We start from the raw sequence: 21,858 nt of genomic DNA on the forward strand, positions 1-21,858 counted from the left end.
TCAGTCGAGTGTGCCGGTATCGGCCTTCGCGCGAATCAGGTTCAACAGCAGGGTGTCACGGGCGGCTTCGAGGTCGGCCGTGCGGCGCGTGCCCAGTTCCTCGGCCACGCCTTCAGCCACCTTCTGCTTCAGCTCCGCCGTCATCGACGGCGCGCCCAGGTCCTTCCACCAGTCCTCGATCGGGCCGCCCAGGTGCGCGAGCACATGTTCGATGCCGCCCGCGCCGCCCGACAGATGCAGGTTCATGAAAGGCCCCATCACCGCCCAGCGCAGGCCGGGGCCGTGCGCGATGGCGGTGTCGATGTCGGCCACGCTGGCCACGCCTTCGTTCACGAGGTGGAAGGCCTCGCGCCACAGCGCGGCCTGCAGCCGGTTCGCGATGTGGCCCTTGACCTCGCGCTTCACGTGGATCGGCCGCTTGCCGATGGCCGCGTAGAAGGCCATCGTGCGTTCGATGGCTTCGGCCGAGGTCTGCTCGCCGCCGATCACCTCCACCAGCGGAATCAGGTGCGGCGGGTTGAACGGGTGCCCCAGCACCACGCGCTGCGGATGCGCGCAGCCCGACTGCACACCGCTGATCGCCAGTCCCGACGAACTCGACGCGAGGATCGCGTCCGGCGGCGCGGCCGCGTCCATGCGGCGGAACAGGTCGATCTTGAAGTCCATGCGCTCGGGGCCGTTCTCCTGCACGAAGTCGGCCACGGACACGGCGTCTTCCAGGCTGTCGTGAAAGCGCAGGCGGTCGACCGAGGCACCCTCGGACAGTCCGAAGCGCGCGAGCGTCGGCCAGTGCTGCGCCACCGCCGCGCGCAGGCGTTCTTCCGCGCCCGGCGACGGGTCGGTCGCGTTCACGTCCAGGCCGTGCGCCAGGAAGTACGCCGCCCAGCTTGCACCGATCACGCCGGTGCCGATCACCGCCACGCGCTTCACTTCGTTGTTTTTGTTCATGGTTTCCACCGCGTGCACCGGCTCTCAGCCTTCGTCGTCCATGCGGCCTCGCCGCGAATCGGCTCGACCACCTTGTAGTAGTCCCACGGCTCCTTCGACTCGGCCGGGGTCTTCACCTGCATCAGGTGCATGTCATGCACCATCAGCCCGTCGTCGCGCAGCCAGCCGCCCTTGACGAACATGTCATTGAACTTCGTCTTGCGCAACTGCGCCATCACCTTGTCGGCGTCGTCGCTGCCCGCGGCCTTCACGGCCTGCAGGTACTGCAGCGCGGCCGAGTAGTCGCCGGCGTGGAACGAGGAGGGCATGCGCTTGTGCTTGTCGAAGAAGCGGCGCGCCCACTCGCGCGACTCGGGGCTCTGGTTCCAGTACCAGCTGTCGGTGAGGTACATGCCCTGCGAGTTCTTCAGGCCCAGCGCATGCACGTCGTTGATGGTGATGATCATGCCGGCCAGTTTCATGTTCTTGCTGATGCCGAACTCCGCCGCCGACTTGATGGCGTTCACCGTGTCGCCGCCCGCGTTGGCCAGCGCCAGCACCTGCGCCTTGGAGTTCTGCGCCTGCAGCATGAACGACGAGAAGTCGCTCGCGCCCAGCGGGTGCTTCACCGACCCGGCCACCGTGCCGCCGTTGGCCTGGATCACCTTGGCCGCGTCCGCCTGCAGCGCCGCGCCGAAGGCGTAGTCGGCCGCCACGAAGTACCAGCTCTTGCCGCCGGCCTTGACCACCGCGCTGGCGGTGCCGCGCGCCATGGCCACGGTGTCGTAGGCGTAGTGCACCGTGTAGGGCGAGCAGTATTCGTTGGTGAGGCTCGATGCGCCCGAGCCCACCACGAAGTACGGCTTCTTCTTGTCGGCCGCCACGCCCGCCATGGCAATGGCCGCGCCCGAGTTCACGCCGCCGATCAGCATGTCGACCTTCTGCACGTCGAACCACTCGCGCGCCTTGGCCGCGGCGATGTCGGGCTTGTTCTGGTGGTCGGCCGTGACCAGCTCGATCTTCTTGCCGCCGATGGCGCCGCCCATGTCGGCGATGGCCATGCGGATGGCCTCGGCGCCGGCCGGGCCGTCGTAGTCGCGGTACAGGCCCGACATATCGCTGATGAAGCCGATGCGGATGGCGTCGTCGGACACCTGGGCCGATGCGCCCGAAGCGAATGCGGCGCCGAGTGCAAGTGCGATTGCGAGTGCTCGGGCCAGGGCGGTGCGGGGAATGTTCATGTGTCTTGTCTCGGTTCGTTGTTCTTGTCGTCGGCGGTGCCTGGCTTAACCCAGCGCGAACTCGGGCCGCGGACCGCCCACGCGCGGCAGCCCCATCATCTGGCGCGCCTCGGCCGGCGTGGCCACTTCCATGTCGAGCTCGCGGATCACGCGCACGATGCGCTCGGTGAGCTGCACGTTGGTGGCCAGCTCGCCCTGGCGGAAGTACAGGTTGTCCTCCAGCCCCACGCGCGCATGGCCGCCCAGTAGCAGCGCGGCCACGTTGGCCTCGAGTTGCGACATGCCGATGCCGCTCACGCCGAAGATGGCGCCCTTGGGCAGGGTGTCGACCATCATCTGCAGGTTGCGCGGCGAGTAGGGCATCGCGTTCTGGAAGTTGCGGTGCACGTTCATCACCAGGTTGATGAAGTAGGGCTCGTCGTCGTGGCCCTCGCCGATCAGCGTGGTAGTGTCCTGCAGGATGTGGGTGGGGCTGAATACCTCCCACTCGGGCTTGATGCCGCGCGCCTTCATGCCGGCGGCCAGCTCGCGCCCGCGGGTGATGGGCGTGTCCATCAGGATCTGCCTGCCCTCGAAGCTCAGGTTGAGCGTGGTGGCGTCCAGCGTGCACATCTCGGCGCCGGCGTCCATGCCCTTGATGCGCTCTTCCCACGCAATTTCCCAGCGGTCGCCGGCCAGCGGCTTGACCATGTCGCCGTGCACGCCGCCGCCGGTGGAGTTGTTCAGCACGATGTCGCAGCCACCCGCGCGGATGCGGCTGTTGATGTCGCGGTACACGTCGGCGTTGCAGGTGGCGCCGTCGTCGGGGCGGCGTGCGTGGATGGCCACCACGCTGGCACCGGCGTTCCAGCAGCGCAGCACGTCGGCGGCGATCTCGGCGGGCTGCGTGGGCAGGTGGGGGTTCTGCGACTTGTGCGCCATGCCGCCGGTGGGGGCGATGGTCACGATCACTTTGCGCTTGGACATGTGGTTTCTCCTGTGGGAAGCGCGCTATTATTTTTGGCTGCCGTCGCCCGGGCAGTCATTGCGATGACATTTGGGATCAGGGTTTACGAGGCGCGGTCCGTCTGCGCAGGAGCTTTCATTTCATGCCCACCACGAAGCCGGCCATCAAGGCGGCATCGCTGACCATCCCGCAGCTGCTGCAAGGCTCGGCCTGGTTCCCGCTGCTCGACGTGAGCGCGGGCGAGCGTGTGCTCGATGAGATGCGCGAGGTCGAGGTGGCCGCCGGTGCCGCGCTGTGCCGGCGCGGCGACACGCCGGCGCACTGGTACGGCACGCTCGAGGGCCTGCTCAAGTGGTCGATCACCTCGAGCGACGGGCGCTCGGTGACGCTGGGCGGCCTGTCGGTGGGCAGCTGGTTCGGCGAGGGCACGCTGCTGCGCGCGCTGCCGCGCTCGGCCGACATCATCGCGCTGCGGACCAGCCGGGTGGCGCAGCTGCCGCTGGAAACCTTCGAGTGGCTGCACCGCACGCAGCGCGGCTTCGATCACTTTTTGCTGCAGCAGATCAACGAGCGGCTGCACTGGTTCATGGGCAGCTATGCGGCCCACCGCCTGCTCGACGCCGACAGCCAGGTGGCGCGCGCGCTGGCCGGGCTGTTCCACCCGTGGCTGCATCCGGGCAGCGAGCCGCACCTGCAGACCTCGCAGGAAGAAATCGCCAACCTGTCGGGCGTGTCGCGACAGCGCTGCAATGCGGCGTTGAACCGGCTGAAGGAAGCGGGCTTCCTGCGCATCGAGTACGGGGGGATCACCGTGGTCGACCTCGAAGGGCTGCGGCGCTTCATCAGCGAGTGAGCGGCCCTAGACGCCCAGCAACTCTTCCAGCGCCTGCGGCTGCGCCAGCAAGTCGGCCGAAGCCCCGTGCCGCACGATCTGCCCCTTCTCCATCACCACCGCCAGGTCGGTGTGCGCCAGCACCTTGCGGTAGTCGCGGTCGACGATCAGCGTGGCGATGCCGGTGGCGCGGATCTCGCTGATCACGCGCCAGATCTCGGCCACGATCAGCGGGGCCAGGCCTTCTGTGGCTTCGTCGAGGATCAACAGGCGCGGGTTGGTCATCAGCGCACGGCCGATGGACAGCATCTGCTGCTCGCCGCCCGACAGTTGTTGCCCGCCGTGCGACAGCCGTTCGGCCAGCCTCGGAAAGGTGGCCATCACGCGGTCGAAGGTCCAGGCGCGCTGGCCGTCGATGCCGGCGCGTTCGCTCATCACGAGGTTCTCGCGCACCGACAGGTTCGGGAAGATGCCGCGGCCTTCGGGCACGTAGCCGATACCGAGGCGCGCCATCTTCTCGGGCGGCAGGCCGGTGACGGTGCGCCCGTCGACCTGCACTTCGCCCGAGGCGGGGCGCACATAGCCCATGACGGTGCGGATCAGCGTGGTCTTGCCCATGCCGTTGCGCCCGAGCAGGCCCACCGAGGTGGCCGCCGGAATGGCGGCATGCACGCCGCGCAGGATGTGGCTGTTGCCGTAGTAGGTGTTGAGGTCGCGAACGAGCAGCATGTCAGTGTTTCTCTTCGCCGAGGTAGGCGGTGCGCACTTCGGGGTTCTCGCGGATCGCGCGCGGGTCGCCCGTGGCGATGACGGTGCCGTTCACCATCACCGTGATGCGGTCGGCAATGCGGAACACGGCGTCCATGTCGTGCTCCACCAGCAGGATGGCGTGCGTGGCCTTCAGCCGCGCGAGCAGCGTGAGCATGCGGTCGGTTTCCTCGGCGCCCATGCCGGCGAGCGGTTCGTCCAGCAGCAGCACGCGCGGGTGGGTGGCCAGGCACATCGCCACCTCGAGCTGGCGCTGCGCGCCGTGGCTCATGGTGCCGGCGATGCGCCGCGCCTCGTGCGCGAGGCCGGCCGCTTCGAGCGCGGCATCGGCCGATGCGTTGCTGGTGGCGCAGTGCTGCGACGACTGCCAGATCGCCCATGGCTTCGCGGTGGCGGCCTGCGCGGCGAGGCGGCAGTTCTCGTGCACCGTGAACTCCGGGAAGATGGTCGTGCGCTGGTAGCTGCGGCCCACGCCGTCGCGTGCGCGGCGCGACTGCGCGCGGCCGGTGATGTCCACCCCGTCAAGCGCGATGCGGCCTTCGGAGGCCTCGATCTCGCCCGAGAGCATGTTGATGAGCGTGGACTTGCCGGCGCCGTTGGTGCCGATCACCGCGTGGACCTCGCCGATGTGCAGGTCGAGCGTGACGGCGTTGACGGCGGTGAGGCCGCCGAAGCGGCGGGTCAGCTTGTCGACGGAGAGCAGGGCGTTCATGGTCTTGCTCCTTCCCCTTCCGGGGGAAGGTGGGGATGGGGGCGAGCGGCGCTGGTGGAGGCGGTGCTTTTGCAAAGGCCGCGTGCCCCCACCCCGGCCCTCCCCCAGCGGGGGGAGGGAGCAAGTCAGAACTCCGGGGCGCGTAGTGATTGGTTTTGCTCCTTCCCCCTTTGGGGGAAGGTGGGGATGGGGGCAAGCGGCGCTGGTGGAAGCAATGCCTTTGCAAAGGCCGCTTGCCCCCACCCCAGCCCTCCCCCGGGAGGGGAGGGAGCAAGTCAGAAGACGGGTCATGCGGCCTCCTTCGGCGACAGCCGCTTCACCAGCCCGATCAGCCCCTTCGGCAGCAGCGCCACGAACACGATGATCGTGAGCCCCAGCGTCAGCTGCCAGTGGTCCGCCAGCGGGCCCATCACCGCATGCGTCGAGAAGATCTCCTTCAGCAGCGTGAACGCGATGGCACCGATGACCGCGCCACGCAAATGCCCGAGCCCGCCCAGGATCACCATCAGCAGCACCTCGCCCGAGTTGTGCCACGCCATCAGCTCCGGGTTGACCACGCCGTCGCGCGAGGCCAGCAGGAAGCCCGCCAGGCCCGCAAGCGCACCGGCCAGCACGAAGGCCGCGAGCTTGTAGCCGTACACCGCGAACCCGGCCGCGCGCATGCGCTGCTCGTTCACGCGAATGCCCGCCAGCGCCGCGCCGAAGCGCGAGCGGCGGATGAGCGCCAGCAGCCCGTAGGTGAACACCAGCGACGCCAGCACCACATAGAACAGCACCGTGCGGTTCTCCAGGTCGAGCGCGCCGAGGGCCGGCCGCACGTACATGTAGATGCCGTCGCTGCCGCCGCCCACCTTGGTGTCGTGGAACACGAAGAAGGCCATCTGCGCGAAGGCCAGCGTGACCATGATGAAGTACACGCCGCGCGTGCGCAGGCTCAACGCGCCCACGAACAGCGCATAGAGCGCCGCCGCACCCATGGCCAGCGGCAGCAGCAGCGCGAAGTTGCCGCCCTCGCTGCCCGAGGCCAGCACGGTGACGTACGCGCCGATGCCGTAGAACGCCGCATGGCCCAGGCTCACCAGGCCGGTCATGCCGACCAGCAGCTCCAGGCTCAGCGCGAAGATCGACAGGATCATGATCTTCACGACGAAGTCGGACATGTAGTTGCCCATCAGCGGGCCGGCCACGCCGATGGCGACGGCGCAGGCCACGGGCACGAGGAAAGCGCTCTTCTTCATGACCGTCATGACCGCTTCCCCATCAGCCCTTCAGGCTTCCAGATGAGCACGATGGCCATCAGCAGGTAGATGCCGATGCCGCTCAGGTCCGCGAAGAACACCTTGCCGAAGGTGTCGACGAAGCCCACCAGCAGCGAAGCCACGAGCGCCCCGGTGATCGAGCCGATGCCGCCGATCACCACCAGCACGAAGCAGATGATGAGCACGCTCGCGCCCATGTTCGGGTACACCGAGGACATCGGCGCGGCGATCATGCCGGCCAGCGCCGCCAGCGCCACGCCGGCGGCGAACACGATGCGGTAGAGCCGCTTCACGTCGATGCCCAGCCCGCGCACCATGTCGCGGTTGCTCGCGCCGGCGCGGATCATCATGCCCAGGCGCGTGCGGTTCACGACCCAGTACAGCGCCACGGCCAGCACGATGCAGGCGGCCGAGGCGAACAGGCGATACCAGGGGTAGCTCATGACGTTGCCCAGCGCGAAGCTGCCGTCCAGCCAGGCGGGCACCTTCACGCCGTGCACGTCGTTGCCCACCAGGATGGAGCGCAGCTCCTCGAACACCAGGATGAGCCCGTAGGTCATCAGCACCTGCTGCAGGTGGTCGCGCTGGTAGAGGTAGCTGAAGAAGGCCCACTCGAGCAGGTAGCCGAAGACGGCCGCGAGCACCACGCCGGCCACCAGCATCAGCAGGAACTGGTCGCCGAACAGCGGCGCGAGCGCGAACGCCATGTACGCGCCGATCATGTAGAAGCTGCCGTGGGCGAGGTTGATGACGCCCATGATCCCGAAGATCAGCGTCAGCCCCGAGGCCACGAGGAACAGCAGCAGGCCGTACTGAACCGAGTTCAGGCACTGCACGAGAAAGGTTCCGAAATCCACGTTGGAGGTTCTCTCAGGGCGGAATCGTCAAGAAGGAGATGCACTGCGGGAGACACCGCGGAACCGGCTCTGCCGGGCCGCAGGTGTCGTCCCCGGCGAGGGGGGAGGCGCAGCGACACGAAGTGCGCGAAGCCTGGGGGAGCGCCTGGTTTACATCCTGCAGCCGCGGGCCGGATCGGCCAGGCCCTTGATGGCCGTGCTCACCAGCTTGTTCTCCTTGCCGTCCACCTTGCGCAGGTAGATGTCCTGCACCGGGTTGTGCGACTTGCTCACAGTGAACGTGCCGCGCGGGCTGTCGATCCTGGCCTTCTCGATGGCGCTCGTGAACTCGGCCTTCTTCGAGATGTCGCCCTTGGTGGCGTTCAGGCCCACGCCCAGCATCTGCGCCGCGTCGTAGCCCTGCACCGCGTACACGTCGGGCTGCAGCTTGAACGACTTGGCATAGGCGGTGCGAAACGCCGTGTCGCGCGGCGTGTTCAGGCCGTCTGCATAGTGCAGCGTGGTCAGCATGCCTTGCGCCGATTCGCCTTGCGCGTCGAGCGTGCCGTCGGTCAGGAAGCCGGGGCCGTACAGCGGAATGGTCTTGTTCAGGCCCGCGGCCTGGTAGTCCTTGACGAACTTCACCGCGCCGCCGCCGGCGAAGAAGGCGTACACCGCATCGGGCTTGGCCGCCGCGATCTCGGTCAGCAGCGCCTGGAATTCCACGTTGGGGAAGGGCAGCGTGAGCTGCTTGTCGACCTTGCCGCCGTTCTTCTCGAAGCCTTCCTTGAAGCCGTTGACCGACTCGTCGCCGGCCGCGTACTTCCAGGTGATGGTCATCGCCTTCTTCTTGCCCTGCTGCTTGGCTGCGACTTCGCCCATGGCGTAGGCCGGCTGCCAGTTGCTGAAGGAGCTGCGGAAGATGTTGGGCGCGCACATCGGACCCGTGACGGCGTCGGCGCCGGCGTTGGGCACGATCAGCACGGTGCCGCTTTCCTTGGCGGCCTTGGCCATGGCCATGGCCACGCCCGAGTGCACGGTGCCGACGATGACGTCGACGTTGTCGCGCTTGATGAGCTTGTTGACGTTGTCGGTGGCCTTGGCGGGGTCGGACTCGTCGTCGACCTTGAAGTACTCGATCTCGCGGCCGGCGAGCTTGCCGCCCTGCTCGTCGACGTACAGCTTGAAGCCGTTCTCGATGGCGACGCCCAAAGCGGTGTAGGTGCCGCTGTACGGCAGCATCAGGCCGACCTTGAGCTTGCCGGTGCCCTGGGCGCCGGCGGCCGAGGCCAGGGCGGCAAAGGCGATGGCGGTGAGTGCCAGCCGTGCGGTGCGAATGGTCATGGTGTCTGTCTCCTGTTTTTGGTGATGAAAGAAGTGGTCGCGACGATGACACGATCCGGCTGATCGCGATGCGGGGAATGCCCGCATTCAGGGATCTCGAGCAGCTGCGTCGTGGGCACGCGCGCAGCGATGTCGCGGATCTGCGCGAGCGTGCCGTATTCGTCGTCGATGCCCTGCACGGCGAGCACCGGGCAGCGGATGGTGTCGAGCTCGGCCTCGATGTTCCAGTCGCGAAACGGCGGGTGCAGCCAGATGCGGTTCCAGCCCCAGAAGGCGGAATCGGCGCTGTCGTGGTAGCGGCCCAGCTTCTTCGGCAGGTCGGTGCTCAGGTAGGCGGTGCTCGCGATCTCGATGTTCGCGACGGTCTTGTCTTCCACGAAGATGTGCGGCGCGAGCACCACCAGGCCTGCGACCTTGTCCGGAAAGCGCGAGGCGTACAGCAGCGAGATCGAGCCGCCGTCGCTGTGGCCGAAGAGCCAGGGCTTTTCACCGTCGAGCTTCAATGCGGCGAAGAGCGCGGGCAGCACTTCGTGGGCCTGGCGGTGCATGAAGTCGACGTCCCAGGTCTCGTCGTCGGCACGCGGTGTGGAGCGGCCGTAGCCGGGGCGCGAGAACACGAGGCCGCGCGCCTGGGCGGCGTCGCAGACCTGCGCGGGGAAGTCCTTCCACATGGCGACGGAGCCGAGGCCTTCGTGGAGGAAGACGATGAGGGGGGCGTCGGTGCGCTCGGGGGCGATCCACTGGCATTCGATGTGGACCGTGCGGCCGCGCCAGTCGATGGCGGCGAACTCGGGGCTCATGGTTTTGCTCCTTCGCCCTTTGGGGGAAGGCCGGGATGGGGGCGAGCGGCGTTGGCAGAGGCAGTGCTTGTGCAGATGCCGCTTGCCCCCACCCCAGCCCTCCCCCGGGAGGGGAGGGAGCAAGACAAAGACAGGGCTCCTGTCATGCCTGCTTTTCCCTCTCACGCAACCTGAACCGCTGAATCTTCCCCGTCGCCGTCTTCGGCAGCTCGCTCACGAACTCCAGGAAGCGCGGGTACTTGTACGGCGCGAGCCGTTCCTTCACGAAGGCCTTCAGCTCTTCCTCGGTCGCCGTGCTGCCGTCCTTCAGCACCACGAAGGCCTTGGTCTTCGTCAGCCCCTCGGCGTCTTCCTTGCCGATCACCGCGACTTCGAGCACCGAGGGGTGCTGCATCAGCGTGGCCTCGACCTCGAAGGGCGACACGTAGATGCCGCTGACCTTCAGCATGTCGTCGCTGCGGCCTGCGTAGGTGAAGTAGCCGTCGGCATCGCGCGTGTATTTGTCGCCGCTCTTGGTCCAGCCGCCCTGGAAGGTGTCGCGCGACTTCTCGCGGTTGGTCCAGTACATCAGCGCCGCGCTCGGGCCGCGGATGTAGAGGTCGCCGATCTCGCCGTCGGCCACGGGGCGGCCGTCTTCGCCGCGCAGCTCGATGTCGTAGCCCTCCACCGGCTTGCCGGTGGTGCCGTAGCGCACGTCGCCGGGGCGGTTGGAGATGAACACGTGCAGCATCTCGGTGGAGCCGATGCCGTCGATGATCTCGCAGCCGTAGTGCGCCTTGAAGCGCTGCGCGATCTCGCCGGGCAAGGCTTCTCCGGCCGACGAACACATGCGCAGCGCCACTGCTTCGCGCGCCGGAAGTCTGGGCGAAGCCAGCATGCCCGCGAAGCCCGTGGGCGCGCCGAAGAACACGGTCGGCTTGTGCTCCACCCAGCGTCGGAAGGTGGCGTCGGGCGTGGGCCGCTCGGCCATCAGCACCACGGTGGCGCCCACCGACAGCGGGAAGGTCAGCGCATTGCCCAGGCCGTAGGCGAAGTACATCTTGGCGGCCGAGAAGCACACGTCGTTCTCGGTCAGCCCGAGCACCGGCTTGCCGAACAACTCGGCCGTCCACCACAGGTTGGCGTGCGTGTGCACCGTGCCCTTGGGCTTGCCGGTGGAGCCCGACGAATAGAGCCAGAAGCCGGGGTCGTCCGACGCGGTGGTCACCGACGCGGCCAGGGGCTCGACGGCGGCGAGCGCGGTGTCGAATGCTTTCGCGTTTTCAGGCAACGCACCCGCCGGCTGCGACACGAACAGCGTCTGCACCTCGTGGCCGCCGCGCGACATCGCGTCCTGCAAGGTCGGCAGCAGCGCGCCCGACACCAGCACGGCCTGCGCGCGGCTGTGGTCGAGCATGTAGGCGTAGTCGTCGGGCGTGAGCAGCGTGTTGACGGCGACCGGCACCACGCCGGCATACAGGCAGCCGAGAAAGCTCACGGGCCAGTCGCTGCTGTCGAGCATCAGCAGCAGCACGCGTTCTTCGCGGCGAATGCCCGCGGCCTTCAATGCGGCGGCCAGGCGGCGTGCCCGGTCTTCGAGCTGGCCGTAGCTCAGCGTGCCGCGGTCGTCGATGTAGGCAATGCGTTCGGCGCGGCCGCGGTTGAGGGCGAACAGGTGCTCGGCGAAGTTGAATCGTGGGGGCAGGGTCATTTCTTTGTCTCCTTCGGCCGCTTTTTGTGTTTCTTCTAGAGGCCCAGTGCCGCGAGCACGCCGGGGCTGGCCTGCACGGCGGTGCGGCGGTGATAGAAGTCGAGCGCGCGCAGGCCGCCCAGTTCGGCGCCGCCGCCCGCGCGGCCGGGGCCGCCGTGCAGCGACATCGGCATCACGTTGCCGTGCCCGGTCTGGGCTTGCGCCACGTCCGGCGTGATGACGTGCACGCGGCCATGGCTCGGTGCGACAGACAGCGCGGCTTGCGCCAGCGCGGCGTCGTCGCTGCCGTACAGAGAGGTGACGAGCGAGCCTTGACCCCGGTGGGCGAGCGCGATGCCATGCGCGAGATCGCGATACGGCAGCAGCGTGGCAACAGGGCCGAATACTTCCACGTCGTGCACGCGCTGCGCCGCATCGGCATCGCGCGCGCCCAGCAGCACGGGGCCGATGCAGGCGGCCACCTTCGGGTCGGCATCGACCAGGGGCTTGTCGCGGCTGTCGTGCAGCACGGTGGTCTGTGCGGCCAGCGCGTCGAGGCCGTCGCGCACCGCGTTCAGCTGCGCGCGGCTCACGAGCGAGCCCATGCGCACGCCTTCGTTGCGCGGGTTGCCGACGCTGATGCCCGCGAGCTTGGCGCCGATGGCTTCGGCGGCCGCGTCGTACACCTCGGCCGGCACCAGGATGCGGCGGATGGCGGTGCACTTCTGGCCCGACTTGACGGTCATTTCGCGCACCACTTCGCGCACGAGCAGGTTGAAGGTCTCGCTGCCGGGCGCGGCGCCGGGCAGCAGCAGGGCGCTGTTGAGGCTGTCGGCCTCGATGTTCACGCGCACCGAGCGCTCGGTCACGGCGGGGTGCGAGCGGATCACCGCGGCCGTCTCGGCCGAGCCGGTGAACGAGGCCACGTCGAAGGGCTGCAGCGCGTCCATCAGGCCGGCCGAACTGCCGCACACGATCGACAACGCGCCGGCCGGCAGCACGCCGGCGTCGACCACGTCCTTCACCATGCGTTGCGTGAGCCAGGCGGTGGCCGTGGCGGGCTTCACGATCACCGGCACGCCCGACAGCAGCGCGGGCGCGGCCTTTTCCCACAGGCCCCACGACGGAAAGTTGAAGGCGTTGATGAACAGCGCCACGCCGTGCGTGGGCACCTGCAGGTGCTGCGACTGGAACACCGGCTCCTTGCCGAGCTTGACCGCGTCGCCGTCGCGCAGCGCGCGCACGTCGCCCAGCGTGTCGCCCCACTTGGCGTACTGGCCGACGGTGAAGATCGCGCCGTCGATGTCGACGGCCGAGTCGTTCTTCACCGTGCCGGAGTTCGCGGTGGCGATCTCGTAGTACGCGTCGCGGTTGGCCTGCAGCACCTTCACGATGGCGCCGAGCAGCCCGGCGCGCTGGCGGTAGGTGAGGGCGCGCAGCGCCTGGCCGCCCTGTTCACGGGCGAAGGCAAAGGCTGCGGGCAGGTCGAGCCCGGTGGCGTCGACGCGCGCGAGCTCGGTGCCCAGCACCGGGTCGAACAGGGGCGTGCCGGCGCCCGATCCGCTTTGCCAGCGGCCGGCGACGTAGTTGGGGAGGAGCTCAGTCATGGGGTGAACTTGATCTGCCCTTCGGGCAAGAGATAGAGAACGAGTGCGCGGCCACTGGCCACGGTCGGGCGGTGTGCGGTGCCCGGACCGTAGACGCACCAGCCCGCGGGCCGTCCGTCGAAGGTGGCGGGGTGGTCGTCGAGCGGCATGATCAGGTCGATCTCGCCGTTCGGGTGGGTGTGGTGCGGGCCGGCGATGTCCTGCATGTCGACCACGTCGACCGAGAAGCGGTGCAGCGCGTCTTCGGCCTTGAAGACGCGGCCGTACTTGATGCCGCCGCCTTCGCGCTCGCACAGCCAGCCTTCGGCCACGCCGCCGATGCAGGCCTGGCGCAGCTGCTCGAAGCTGGCGCTGCCCGCGCCGTGGGTGGCGTTGAGCCACCGGTCGAGCGCGCTGTCGAGCGGCTTGCCGGCGATTTCGGCAGTCAGGCCGGCAATCAGCTGGTGAAATGCTTCCTTGCCGTTGGCGTGTGTGTTGCGGTCGGACATCGTGGGGCCTCGAACTTATGAACTACCTTGCAGGATTGCTGCGTGTGCAGTATCTTGCTTGTGGCCGAACAATAAGCATCGAGACAATGAGTGTCAAGCAATATAGTGCATATATGGTGTTTACCCTGAGCGCGCACAATCCCGGCGAAGAACGAGGAATTGCATGAACGAGCATGTAGACGCGGTGCTGGCCACCGCGCCCGAAAGCGCCGCCGGCGGCAACGGCGCGGCGCCGGCTGGGGAGGCCAAGAATCCGTTGCTGGCGGCATTGGGCGACCGGGTGCGCAACCTGCGCGCGCAGCGCGGCCTCACGCGCAAGGCGGTGGCCCTGTCGGCCGACGTGTCGGAGCGCCACCTGGCCAACCTCGAATACGGCATCGGCAACGCGTCGATCCTGGTGCTGCAGCAGGTGGCGGGCGCGCTGCATTGCTCGCTGGCCGAACTGGTGGGTGACGTGACGACCAGTTCGCCCGAGTGGCTGCTGATTCGCGAGTTGCTCGAAAACCGCAGCGAGACCGACTTGCGCCGCGTGCGCGTGGCGCTCGGCGAGTTGCTGGGCACGGCCTCGGTCGACCCGGCGCGGCACCGGCGCATTGCGCTCGTGGGGCTGCGCGGCGCGGGCAAGTCGACGCTGGGACAGATGCTGGCCGAAGACCTGGAGCTGCCGTTCATCGAGCTGAGCCGCGAGATCGAGAAGCTCGCGGGCTGCAGCGTGCGCGAAATCCACGACCTGTACGGCACCAATGCCTACCGCCGCTACGAGCGCCGCGCGCTCGAGGAAGCGGTGCAGATCTACAGCGAGGTGGTGATCGCCACGCCAGGCGGCATCGTGTCCGACCCGGCCACTTTCAACGAGCTCCTGGCGCACTGCACCACGGTGTGGCTGCAGGCCGCGCCCGAGGAGCACATGGGCCGTGTGGCCGCGCAGGGCGACACCCGCCCGATGGCCGCGAGCAAGGAGGCGATGGAAGACCTGCGCCGCATCCTGAACGGCCGCGCCGCTTTCTATTCGAAGGCCGACCTGTCGGTGGACACGAGCGGCAAGACGCTGGCGCAGAGCTTCCAGACCCTGCGTGCGGCCACGCGCCAGTCGATGGGCCTGGGCGCCTGACTGAAATCTGAAAAAAAGCACAACAGGCATTGACTTGCCTGTATGCATGCAGCATGATGCATGTCATCGGCGCAAGAAAGTGCATTATCTTTCCTGTTCCCGGTTTCCGAACACAGTCCCACAGGAGACTTCTGCATGACCGACACCACCACGCTCCAGGCGCCCGCGCGCGTCGACTACCGCACCGAACCCGGCCAGTACCGCCACTGGTCGCTGAGCTTCGACGGCGCCATTGCGCGCCTCGTGCTCGACATTGCGGAAGACGGCGGCATCCGCCCCGGCTACAAGTTGAAGCTCAACAGCTACGACCTGGGCGTGGACATCGAGCTGAACGACGCGCTCAACCGCGTGCGCTTCGAGCACCCCGAGGTGCGCAGCGTCATCGTCACCAGCGGCAAGGACCGCATCTTCTGCTCGGGCGCCAACATCTTCATGCTCGGCGTTTCCAGCCACGCCTGGAAGGTGAACTTCTGCAAGTTCACCAACGAAACGCGCAACGGCATCGAAGACACCTCGAAGCATTCGGGCCTGAAGTTCATCGCGGCCGTGAACGGCGCCTGCGCCGGCGGCGGCTACGAGCTGGCCCTGGCCTGCGACGAAATCCTGCTGGTGGACGACCGCTCGTCGGCCGTGTCGCTGCCCGAAGTGCCGCTGCTCGGCGTGCTGCCCGGCACCGGTGGCCTGACCCGCGTGACCGACAAGCGCCGCGTGCGCCATGACCTCGCCGACATCTTCTGCACCAGCGTGGAAGGCGTGCGCGGCCAGCGCGCGGTCGACTGGCGCCTGGTCGACGCCGTGGCCAAGCCCGCGCAGTTTCCCGCCGCCGTGCAGGAGCGCGCGTCGCAGCTCGCCGCCGGCAGCGACCGCCCGGCCGATGGCAAGGGCGTGGCGCTGACCCGCCTGGAGCGCACCGACAGCGCCGACGGCATCGCGTATTCGCACGTCAACGTGCAGATCGACCGCAGCAAGCGCACGGCCACGATCACCATCAAGGCGCCCACCGGCGCGCAGCCGGCCGACATTGCCGCCATCGAGGCCGCGGGTGCCGCTTGGTGGCCGCTCGCGATGTGCCGCGAACTCGACGACGCCATCCTCAACCTGCGCACCAACGAGCTCGACACCGGCACCTGGCTGCTCAAGACCGAAGGCGACGCCGCCGCCGTGCTGGCGTCCGATGCCGTGATGTTCGCCCACAAGGACCACTGGCTGGTGCGCGAAACCATCGGCGCGCTGCGCCGCACGCTGGCGCGCCTCGATGTGTCGTCGCGCAGCCTGTTCGCGCTGGTCGAGGCCGGCTCCTGCTTCGCCGGCACGCTGGCCGAGCTGGCCTTCGCGGCCGACCGCACCTACATGCTCGCGCTGCCCGACGATGCCGACCGCGCGCCGAAGCTCACGCTGGGCGAGGCCAGCTTCGGCCACTTCCCGATGGTCAACGACCAGAGCCGCCTGCAACGCCGCTTCTATGAAGAGACCGCGCCGCTGGAGGCCGCACGTGCCGCCGTCGGCAAGGCACTGGACGCCGACGAGGCCGTCAAGCTGGGCCTGGTGACCGCCGCGCCCGACGACATCGACTGGAACGACGAGATCCGCATCGCCATCGAGGAGCGTGCGGCCATGTCGCCCGACGCGCTCACCGGCCTGGAAGCCAATCTGCGCTTCGCGAGCAAGGAGAACATGAACACCCGCATCTTCGGGCGGCTCACCGCCTGGCAGAACTGGATCTTCAACCGCCCCAACGCCGTTGGCGAAAAGGGCGCGCTGAAGGTCTACGGCACCGGCGAGAAGGCCGGCTTCGACCTGAACCGCGTCTGAGCACACAACCGTCCGAACAACCCAAGGAACAACGATGAGCACGATCAACTACGGCGAGAAGATCCCCAACAACGTCAACCTCGGCGAAGACCGCACGCTGCAGCGCGCGCTCGAAGGCTGGCAGCCCAACTTCATCAACTGGTGGGACGACGTGGGCCCCGAAGGCTCGACCAACCACGACGTGTACCTGCGCACGGCCGTGAGCGTCGACCCGCAAGGCTGGGCCCAGTTCGGCCACGTGAAGATGCGCGATTACCGCTGGGGCATCTTCCTGAACCCGGGCGATGCCAACCGCGAAATTCACTTCGGCGACCACAAGGGCGAGAAGGCCTGGCAGGACGTGCCCGGCGAACACCGCGCCAACCTGCGCCGCATCATCGTGACGCAGGGCGACACCGAGCCCGCGTCGGTCGAGCAGCAGCGCCACCTGGGCCTGACCGCGCCCAGCATGTACGACCTGCGCAACCTGTTCCAGATCAACGTGGAAGAAGGCCGCCACCTGTGGGCCATGGTGTACCTGCTGCAGAAGCACTTCGGCCGCGACGGCCGCGAGGAAGCCGACGCACTGCTGCAGCGCACCTCGGGCGACGCCAACAACCCGCGCATCCTGGGCGCCTTCAACGAGAAGACGCCCGACTGGCTGGCGTTCTTCATGTTCACGTACTTCACCGACCGCGACGGCAAGTTCCAGCTGGCCGCACTGGCCGAGAGCGCGTTCGACCCGCTCGCGCGCACCACGAAGTTCATGCTGACCGAGGAAGCCCACCACATGTTCGTGGGCGAGAGCGGCGTGTCGCGCGTCATCGCGCGCACCGCGCAGGTGATGAACGAGCTGAAGACCGACGACGCGCAGAAGATCCGCGCCGCAGGCTGCATCGACCTGGGCACCATCCAGCGCTACCTGAACTTCCACTACAGCGTGACCATCGACCTGTTCGGCGCCGACCAGTCGAGCAACGCCGCCATCTTCTACAGCTCGGGCCTGAAGGGCCGCTACGAAGAAGGCAAGCGCGACGACGACCACGTGCTCAAGGGCCAGACCTACAAGGTGCTCGAAGTGCGCGACGGCCAGCTCGTCGAGAAGGACGTGCCGATGCTCAACGCGCTCAACGAAGTGCTGCGCGACGACTTCATCAAGGACTCCGTGGCCGGCGTGGGCCGCTGGAACAAGGTGCTCGAGAAGGCCGGCATCCCGACGCGCCTGTCGGTGCCGCACAAGGCCTTCAACCGCCAGATCGGCGCGCTCGCCGGCATCAAGATGTCGCCCGAAGGCCGCGTGGTGAACGAGGTGGAATGGGCCGCCAAGCGCGACGAATGGCTGCCGAGTTCCGAAGACTTCGCTTTCGTGGCATCGTTGATGGGCCGCGTGGTGGAGCCGGGCAAGTTCGCCGGCTGGATTTCGCCGCCGGTGATGGGCATCAACCGCCAGCCGGTGGACTTCGAGTACGTTCGTTTCGGCTGATCGGTATTTCGGTATTGCTCCTTCCCCCGCTGGGGGAAGGCTGGGATGGGGGCAGGCAGCGTGACCACGACAAGCGCCGCTTGCCCCCACCCGACCCTCCCCCGAAACGGGAGGGCTTTCAGGAGAGAACCACATGGACATGGCCGTTGAAGCCGGAGTCATCAAGCAGCACCTGATCGACCCCGAGATCTGCATCCGCTGCAACACCTGCGAGGCCATCTGCCCCGTGAACGCGATCACGCACGACGACAACAACTACGTCGTGCGCGCGGACATCTGCAACGGCTGCATGGCCTGCATCTCGCCGTGCCCCACGGGCTCGATCGACAACTGGCGCACGATGCCGCTGGTGCGCGCGTACACCATCGAGGAACAGCTCGGCTGGGAGTCGCTGCCGGGCGAACTGTCGCCCGAAGAGCTCGAAGCCGCCGGCGTGCCTGCAGCGACAGCAGAAGCCACGGAAGTGCCCGCGCAGACGCAGGCCCAGGCCGCCGCCGAAGCGACCGAGCCGGTCTTCAATTCCGCGCAGTACGGCGCCACCGTGCCGCCCTGGTCGGCTGCGCACGCGTACACGAATCTCTTTCCGCCCAAGACCCCGACCACCGCCACGGTGGTCGGCAACTTCAATTGCACCGAGGCGGGCTTCGACAGCGAGACGCACCACATCGTGCTGGACTTCGGCGTGGTGCCGTTCCCGGTGCTCGAAGGTCAGTCGATCGGCATCGTCCCGCCCGGCGTGGACGCCATCGGCAAGCGCCACCATGCGCGCCAGTACTCGGTGGCGAGCCCGCGCAACGGCGAGCGCCCCGGCTACAACAACGTCTCGCTCACCGTGAAGCGCGTCACCGAAGACCACGAGGGCGACCCCGTGCGCGGTGTGTGCTCCAACTTCGTGTGCGACCTGAAGGTGGGCGACACGGTGCAGGTGGTGGGGCCTTTCGGTTCGTCGTTCCTGATGCCGAACCACCCGAAGTCGAACATCGTGATGATCTGCACCGGCACCGGCAGCGCGCCCATGCGCGCCATGACCGAGTGGCGCCGCCGCCTGCGCAAGAGCGGCAAGTTCGAAGGCGGCAAGCTGATGCTGTTCTTCGGCGCGCGCACGCAGCAGGAACTGCCGTATTTCGGGCCGCTGCAGTCGCTGCCGAAGGACTTCATCGACATCAACCTCGCGTTCTCGCGCACGCCGGGGCAACCCAAGCGCTACGTGCAGGACCTGATGCGCGAGCGCGCCGCCGACCTGGCCGCGCTGCTGAACGACGGCAGCAGCCACTTCTACGTGTGCGGCCTGAAGAGCATGGAAGAGGGCGTGGTGCTCGCACTGCGCGACGTGGCGAAGGACGCGGGGCTCGACTGGGACACCGTGGGCGCCGCGCTGAAGCGGGAAGGCCGCCTGCACCTCGAAACCTACTGAGCCGCGGCGGATGCAGTTCGCCGACTTCCATGCGGGCCAGGTCATCGAGGCCGGGCCCTATGTCCTCACCGAGGCCGAGCTGGTGCAGTTCGCGCGGGCCTACGACCCGCAGTGGTTCCACACCGATGCCGAAGCGGCCGCGCAGAGCCCCTTCGGCGGACTCATCGCCAGCGGCTGGCAGACCTGCGCCATCGCGATGCGGCTGGTGGTCGATGCGGTGCTGGCGGGGTCGGAGTCTTTCGCGTCCCCGGGGCTCGAACAGGTGCGCTGGCCCCACCCCGTGCGGCCCGGCGACACCCTGCGGCTGGTGGCCGAGGTCAGCGAGGTGCGACGCTCCGAGAAGCGCCCCACGCTGGGCATCCTGCGCTGGCGCTGGCGGCTGTTCAACCAGCGCGAGCAGCTGGTGCTCGAGGTCGACGTGACCAGCCTTTTCAAGCTCAAGCCGGCGCTCTGAACGCACAAAAAAACCCGCAACGCGCGAGCGCTGCGGGTTTTCCGTGTGTGACAGACTTGATTTCTTACTTGGTCAGGTCGACGGCGCTGGAGCCCTTGGCCTTGCCGTTCGCCTTCACGCCAGCGCCCGATGCGCCGGGTGCCTTCAGGCCACCGCCGGCCGAGCCCGCGGCACCGGTCGCGCCGTTGAGCGTGCCGCCCACGGTGTTCGTCAGGCCGCCCGTGGTGTTGCCGACTGCGCCCGTGGCACCGCCCACCGCACCCGTCGCGCCGCCGAGGACGCCACCTGCTGCGTTGCCCACGCCGCCTGCGGCATTGCCTGCACCGCCAGTGTTCGCCGAGGTGCCCGCCCCGGCGGCTGCGCCGGTGTTGGTGCCGGCGCTGCCCTGGGCTGGCGCCGTCTTCACGCCGGTCGAGGTGTTGACGTCGGCATTCACGCCCACGCCAACCCCCACGCCTTGCGCCTGCGCTGCACCGCTCACGGCCAGGAGGCCGGCGAGCAGGGCGCCGACGAAGATCTGCTTGTGTTGTTGTTGCTTCATGTGTGACTGTTCCTTTCGTTGAATGGTCACGAACCGGCTCTGGGCCAGTTCGGGTTGAACCTTCAACGTACCGGCACGTGTCGCCGTGTGCGCGACAGCCGTCCTTGCGTGTGGGACTTGGCTGTCAGCGGGAGCAGGGGCTCGTGCGTTCGTGCCGGCCATCTATCGCCGGCAAAGACACTACGGGACGCAGGTGCAAACCGGGCACAGGCCTGCGCCCGTCAACTCACGCAACTAATAATGTTGCATGAAACGAGACAGCAAGCTTTCAGGCGTTCTCCACGTGCTGCTGCACATGGCCGAGATGGACGGCCCCGTCACCTCCGAGTCGCTCGCGGTCGCGATGCACACCAACCCGGTCGTCGTGCGCCGCGTCATGGCGGGGCTGCGGCAGGCGGGGTTCGTGAGCTCGGCCAGGGGCCACGGCGGCGGCTGGGTGCTGTCGTGCTCGCTGGATACGGTGACGCTGGGCGACATCCACAACGCCGTGGGCGCGCCCGCGCTGCTGGCCATGGGCCACCGCACCGAAAGCCCGGGCTGCATCGTCGAGCAGGCCGTGAACGCGGCGCTCGACGGCGCCTGCCAGGAGGCCGAGGCCTTGCTGCTGCGGCGTTTCAACAGCATCACCCTGGCAGACCTGTCCAGGGACTTCCATCGCCGCATGACGGGCGGCAGTTTCACCTTGAAGGACATCGAACATGCGGCATGACGCCCTGATCGTGGGCGGCAGCTTTGCCGGCCTTTCCGCTGCGATGCAGTTGGCCCGTGCGCGCCGCAAGGTGTGCGTCGTCGACGCGGGTGCGCCGCGCAACCGCTTCGCCGCCCAGTCGCACGGTTTCTTCGGGCAGGACGGCGTGCCGCCGCTGAAGATGATTGCCGACGCGCGCGACAAGCTGCTCGCATACCCGACGGTCGAATACATCCAGGCCAGTGTCGTGGCCGCGAGCGCCGACGGCGCCGACGGATTCACCGCCACGCTGGACAACGGCGAACAGCGCTCGGCTCACAAGCTGCTGCTGGCCTTCGGCGTGCAGGACGGCCTGCCGGACATTCCCGGCGTGCGCGAGCGCTGGGGCACCAGCGTGCTGCATTGCCCCTACTGCCACGGCTACGAGTTCAGCGGCCGGCAGTTGGGCCTGCTGTTCGCCGGCGCGCTGCCGCCGGACCATGCGCTGCTGATCGCCGAGTGGGGGCCGGTCACGTTGTTCATGAACGGCAGCGACGCGCTCGACGCCGAGGTGCGCGCGAAGCTGCAGGCGCGCGGCGTGACCATCGAGCCGGGGCGCGTCGCCGGCCTCGAAGGCGCGGGAACCGACCTGGCCGGCGTGCGGCTAGGCGACGGGCGGCGGGTGCCGATCGAGGCGCTGTACGTGGTGCCGCGCACGCGGCCCGCCAGCCCGCTGGCCGGGCAGCTCGGCTGCGCTTTCGACGACGGCCCGCTAGGCCCGGTGCTGCGCGTCGACGCCATGAAGATGACGACCGTGCCCGGCGTGTACGCGGCGGGCGACCTCGCCATGGCCTTCACCAACGCCACGCTGGCCTCCGCCGACGGGCTCTCGGCCGGTGTGTCGCTGCATCGGTCGCTGGTGTTCGAGGCCTGATTTCACTTTTTTTCGCGAATTCGGCGAAAACGGC

Annotated in this window: 21 protein-coding genes; 8 read left to right on the forward strand and 13 right to left on the reverse strand. The window is 68.1% G+C overall.

Annotation, left to right across the window (positions count from 1 at the left end):
• Genes AC0IYU_RS04245 through AC0IYU_RS04255 form a run of 3 tightly spaced genes read right to left on the reverse strand, consistent with a single transcriptional unit; the run spans position 1 to position 3,134 of the window.
• Entirely contained in the window at positions 1-948 is a 948-nt protein-coding gene (locus AC0IYU_RS04245) for a 3-hydroxyacyl-CoA dehydrogenase NAD-binding domain-containing protein (RefSeq protein WP_472113385.1), read from the reverse strand.
• Positions 945-2,168, reverse strand: a complete 1,224-nt coding sequence (locus tag AC0IYU_RS04250; protein ID WP_472113388.1) for an ABC transporter substrate-binding protein — start codon at positions 2,166-2,168, stop codon at positions 945-947. The genes AC0IYU_RS04245 and AC0IYU_RS04250 overlap by 4 nt, the downstream gene beginning before the upstream one ends.
• A 45-nt stretch (positions 2,169-2,213) precedes the next feature.
• Positions 2,214-3,134 carry a beta-keto acid cleavage family enzyme gene (locus tag AC0IYU_RS04255; RefSeq protein ID WP_435439888.1) on the reverse strand — a complete coding sequence of 307 codons (921 nt, stop codon included), beginning with the start codon at positions 3,132-3,134 and terminating at the stop codon, positions 2,214-2,216.
• A 122-nt stretch (positions 3,135-3,256) separates the two neighbouring features.
• Here AC0IYU_RS04255 and AC0IYU_RS04260 point away from each other — a divergent pair, with 122 nt between their 5' ends.
• Positions 3,257-3,967: a Crp/Fnr family transcriptional regulator gene (locus AC0IYU_RS04260; RefSeq protein WP_472113391.1), complete on the forward strand. Its 711-nt coding sequence runs from the start codon at positions 3,257-3,259 to the stop codon at positions 3,965-3,967.
• Between the two features lie 6 nt (positions 3,968-3,973).
• On the opposite strand, the gene AC0IYU_RS04265 is transcribed toward AC0IYU_RS04260, so the two are convergent.
• The 9 genes from AC0IYU_RS04265 to AC0IYU_RS04305 all read right to left on the reverse strand — a co-directional run bounded on the left by AC0IYU_RS04265 (position 3,974) and on the right by AC0IYU_RS04305 (position 13,429).
• Complete coding sequence (locus AC0IYU_RS04265; protein WP_472113394.1) at positions 3,974-4,675, reverse strand: ABC transporter ATP-binding protein; 702 nt, start codon at positions 4,673-4,675, stop codon at positions 3,974-3,976.
• A gap of 1 nt (position 4,676) precedes the next feature.
• The gene (locus AC0IYU_RS04270) at positions 4,677-5,426 is read right to left on the reverse strand and encodes an ABC transporter ATP-binding protein (RefSeq protein ID WP_472113397.1); all 750 of its coding nucleotides are present in this window, start codon (positions 5,424-5,426) and stop codon (positions 4,677-4,679) included.
• A gap of 287 nt (positions 5,427-5,713) precedes the next feature.
• Positions 5,714-6,673: a branched-chain amino acid ABC transporter permease gene (locus AC0IYU_RS04275; RefSeq protein WP_435439894.1), complete on the reverse strand. Its 960-nt coding sequence runs from the start codon at positions 6,671-6,673 to the stop codon at positions 5,714-5,716.
• Complete coding sequence (locus AC0IYU_RS04280; protein WP_472113400.1) at positions 6,670-7,542, reverse strand: branched-chain amino acid ABC transporter permease; 873 nt, start codon at positions 7,540-7,542, stop codon at positions 6,670-6,672. The genes AC0IYU_RS04275 and AC0IYU_RS04280 overlap by 4 nt, the downstream gene beginning before the upstream one ends.
• 150 nt (positions 7,543-7,692) lie before the next feature.
• Complete coding sequence (locus AC0IYU_RS04285) at positions 7,693-8,865, reverse strand: ABC transporter substrate-binding protein (RefSeq protein ID WP_472113403.1); 1,173 nt, start codon at positions 8,863-8,865, stop codon at positions 7,693-7,695.
• Entirely contained in the window at positions 8,862-9,665 is an 804-nt protein-coding gene (locus AC0IYU_RS04290; protein ID WP_472113405.1) for an alpha/beta fold hydrolase, read from the reverse strand. Before AC0IYU_RS04290 ends, AC0IYU_RS04285 begins: the two co-directional genes overlap by 4 nt.
• 142 nt (positions 9,666-9,807) lie before the next feature.
• A complete protein-coding gene (locus AC0IYU_RS04295) occupies positions 9,808-11,355 on the reverse strand; it encodes a benzoate-CoA ligase family protein (RefSeq protein WP_472113408.1) in 1,548 nt (515 codons plus the stop codon).
• A 35-nt stretch (positions 11,356-11,390) separates the two neighbouring features.
• Positions 11,391-12,941 (reverse strand): 3,4-dehydroadipyl-CoA semialdehyde dehydrogenase, encoded by a 1,551-nt coding sequence (locus AC0IYU_RS04300; RefSeq protein WP_472113410.1) that lies wholly within the window; start codon positions 12,939-12,941, stop codon positions 11,391-11,393.
• Positions 12,938-13,429: a 4-hydroxylaminobenzoate lyase gene (locus AC0IYU_RS04305; RefSeq protein ID WP_472113413.1), complete on the reverse strand. Its 492-nt coding sequence runs from the start codon at positions 13,427-13,429 to the stop codon at positions 12,938-12,940. The genes AC0IYU_RS04300 and AC0IYU_RS04305 overlap by 4 nt, the downstream gene beginning before the upstream one ends.
• A 163-nt stretch (positions 13,430-13,592) precedes the next feature.
• On the opposite strand from AC0IYU_RS04305, the gene AC0IYU_RS04310 reads away from it, so the two are divergent.
• From AC0IYU_RS04310 to AC0IYU_RS04330, 5 genes are all read left to right on the forward strand, one after another.
• Positions 13,593-14,540, forward strand: a complete 948-nt coding sequence (locus AC0IYU_RS04310; RefSeq protein ID WP_472113416.1) for a helix-turn-helix transcriptional regulator — start codon at positions 13,593-13,595, stop codon at positions 14,538-14,540.
• A gap of 135 nt (positions 14,541-14,675) precedes the next feature.
• Positions 14,676-16,352 carry a 2,3-epoxybenzoyl-CoA dihydrolase gene (boxC, locus tag AC0IYU_RS04315; protein ID WP_435486534.1) on the forward strand — a complete coding sequence of 559 codons (1,677 nt, stop codon included), beginning with the start codon at positions 14,676-14,678 and terminating at the stop codon, positions 16,350-16,352.
• A 34-nt stretch (positions 16,353-16,386) separates the two neighbouring features.
• Positions 16,387-17,814 (forward strand): benzoyl-CoA 2,3-epoxidase subunit BoxB, encoded by a 1,428-nt coding sequence (gene boxB / locus AC0IYU_RS04320; RefSeq protein WP_435439903.1) that lies wholly within the window; start codon positions 16,387-16,389, stop codon positions 17,812-17,814.
• 133 nt (positions 17,815-17,947) lie between these two features.
• Positions 17,948-19,228 (forward strand): benzoyl-CoA 2,3-epoxidase subunit BoxA, encoded by a 1,281-nt coding sequence (gene boxA, locus AC0IYU_RS04325; protein WP_472113419.1) that lies wholly within the window; start codon positions 17,948-17,950, stop codon positions 19,226-19,228.
• A gap of 10 nt (positions 19,229-19,238) precedes the next feature.
• Entirely contained in the window at positions 19,239-19,682 is a 444-nt protein-coding gene (locus AC0IYU_RS04330) for a MaoC family dehydratase (protein ID WP_472113422.1), read from the forward strand.
• 64 nt (positions 19,683-19,746) lie between these two features.
• Here the strand turns inward: AC0IYU_RS04330 and AC0IYU_RS04335 are convergent, their stop codons facing one another.
• Positions 19,747-20,223 (reverse strand): adhesin, encoded by a 477-nt coding sequence (locus AC0IYU_RS04335; RefSeq protein WP_472113425.1) that lies wholly within the window; start codon positions 20,221-20,223, stop codon positions 19,747-19,749.
• Between the two features lie 247 nt (positions 20,224-20,470).
• On the opposite strand from AC0IYU_RS04335, the gene AC0IYU_RS04340 reads away from it, so the two are divergent.
• Complete coding sequence (locus AC0IYU_RS04340; RefSeq protein WP_472113428.1) at positions 20,471-20,932, forward strand: RrF2 family transcriptional regulator; 462 nt, start codon at positions 20,471-20,473, stop codon at positions 20,930-20,932.
• Complete coding sequence (locus AC0IYU_RS04345; protein ID WP_472113431.1) at positions 20,922-21,824, forward strand: NAD(P)/FAD-dependent oxidoreductase; 903 nt, start codon at positions 20,922-20,924, stop codon at positions 21,822-21,824. Before AC0IYU_RS04340 ends, AC0IYU_RS04345 begins: the two co-directional genes overlap by 11 nt.
• The last annotated feature ends 34 nt before the right edge of the window (positions 21,825-21,858 follow it).

The organism is Variovorax sp. AC103, assembly GCF_979254005.1.

Bases quoted from the DNA above. Each gene is read 5' to 3' on its own strand.
- AC0IYU_RS04310 (WP_472113416.1), top strand. From the start codon at position 13,593: ATGAACGAGCATGTAGACGCGGTGCTGGCCACCGCGCCCGAAAGCGCC.
- AC0IYU_RS04295 (WP_472113408.1), bottom strand. From the start codon at position 11,355: ATGACCCTGCCCCCACGATTCAACTTCGCCGAGCACCTGTTCGCCCTC.
- AC0IYU_RS04245 (WP_472113385.1), bottom strand. From the start codon at position 948: ATGAACAAAAACAACGAAGTGAAGCGCGTGGCGGTGATCGGCACCGGC.
- AC0IYU_RS04330 (WP_472113422.1), top strand. From the start codon at position 19,239: ATGCAGTTCGCCGACTTCCATGCGGGCCAGGTCATCGAGGCCGGGCCC.
- AC0IYU_RS04285 (WP_472113403.1), bottom strand. From the start codon at position 8,865: ATGACCATTCGCACCGCACGGCTGGCACTCACCGCCATCGCCTTTGCC.
- AC0IYU_RS04275 (WP_435439894.1), bottom strand. From the start codon at position 6,673: ATGACGGTCATGAAGAAGAGCGCTTTCCTCGTGCCCGTGGCCTGCGCC.
- AC0IYU_RS04255 (WP_435439888.1), bottom strand. From the start codon at position 3,134: ATGTCCAAGCGCAAAGTGATCGTGACCATCGCCCCCACCGGCGGCATG.
- boxC (WP_435486534.1), top strand. From the start codon at position 14,676: ATGACCGACACCACCACGCTCCAGGCGCCCGCGCGCGTCGACTACCGC.
- AC0IYU_RS04260 (WP_472113391.1), top strand. From the start codon at position 3,257: ATGCCCACCACGAAGCCGGCCATCAAGGCGGCATCGCTGACCATCCCG.
- AC0IYU_RS04250 (WP_472113388.1), bottom strand. From the start codon at position 2,168: ATGAACATTCCCCGCACCGCCCTGGCCCGAGCACTCGCAATCGCACTT.
- AC0IYU_RS04300 (WP_472113410.1), bottom strand. From the start codon at position 12,941: ATGACTGAGCTCCTCCCCAACTACGTCGCCGGCCGCTGGCAAAGCGGA.
- AC0IYU_RS04270 (WP_472113397.1), bottom strand. From the start codon at position 5,426: ATGAACGCCCTGCTCTCCGTCGACAAGCTGACCCGCCGCTTCGGCGGC.
- boxB (WP_435439903.1), top strand. From the start codon at position 16,387: ATGAGCACGATCAACTACGGCGAGAAGATCCCCAACAACGTCAACCTC.
- AC0IYU_RS04335 (WP_472113425.1), bottom strand. From the start codon at position 20,223: ATGAAGCAACAACAACACAAGCAGATCTTCGTCGGCGCCCTGCTCGCC.
- AC0IYU_RS04290 (WP_472113405.1), bottom strand. From the start codon at position 9,665: ATGAGCCCCGAGTTCGCCGCCATCGACTGGCGCGGCCGCACGGTCCAC.
- boxA (WP_472113419.1), top strand. From the start codon at position 17,948: ATGGACATGGCCGTTGAAGCCGGAGTCATCAAGCAGCACCTGATCGAC.
- AC0IYU_RS04265 (WP_472113394.1), bottom strand. From the start codon at position 4,675: ATGCTGCTCGTTCGCGACCTCAACACCTACTACGGCAACAGCCACATC.
- AC0IYU_RS04345 (WP_472113431.1), top strand. From the start codon at position 20,922: ATGCGGCATGACGCCCTGATCGTGGGCGGCAGCTTTGCCGGCCTTTCC.
- AC0IYU_RS04305 (WP_472113413.1), bottom strand. From the start codon at position 13,429: ATGTCCGACCGCAACACACACGCCAACGGCAAGGAAGCATTTCACCAG.
- AC0IYU_RS04340 (WP_472113428.1), top strand. From the start codon at position 20,471: ATGAAACGAGACAGCAAGCTTTCAGGCGTTCTCCACGTGCTGCTGCAC.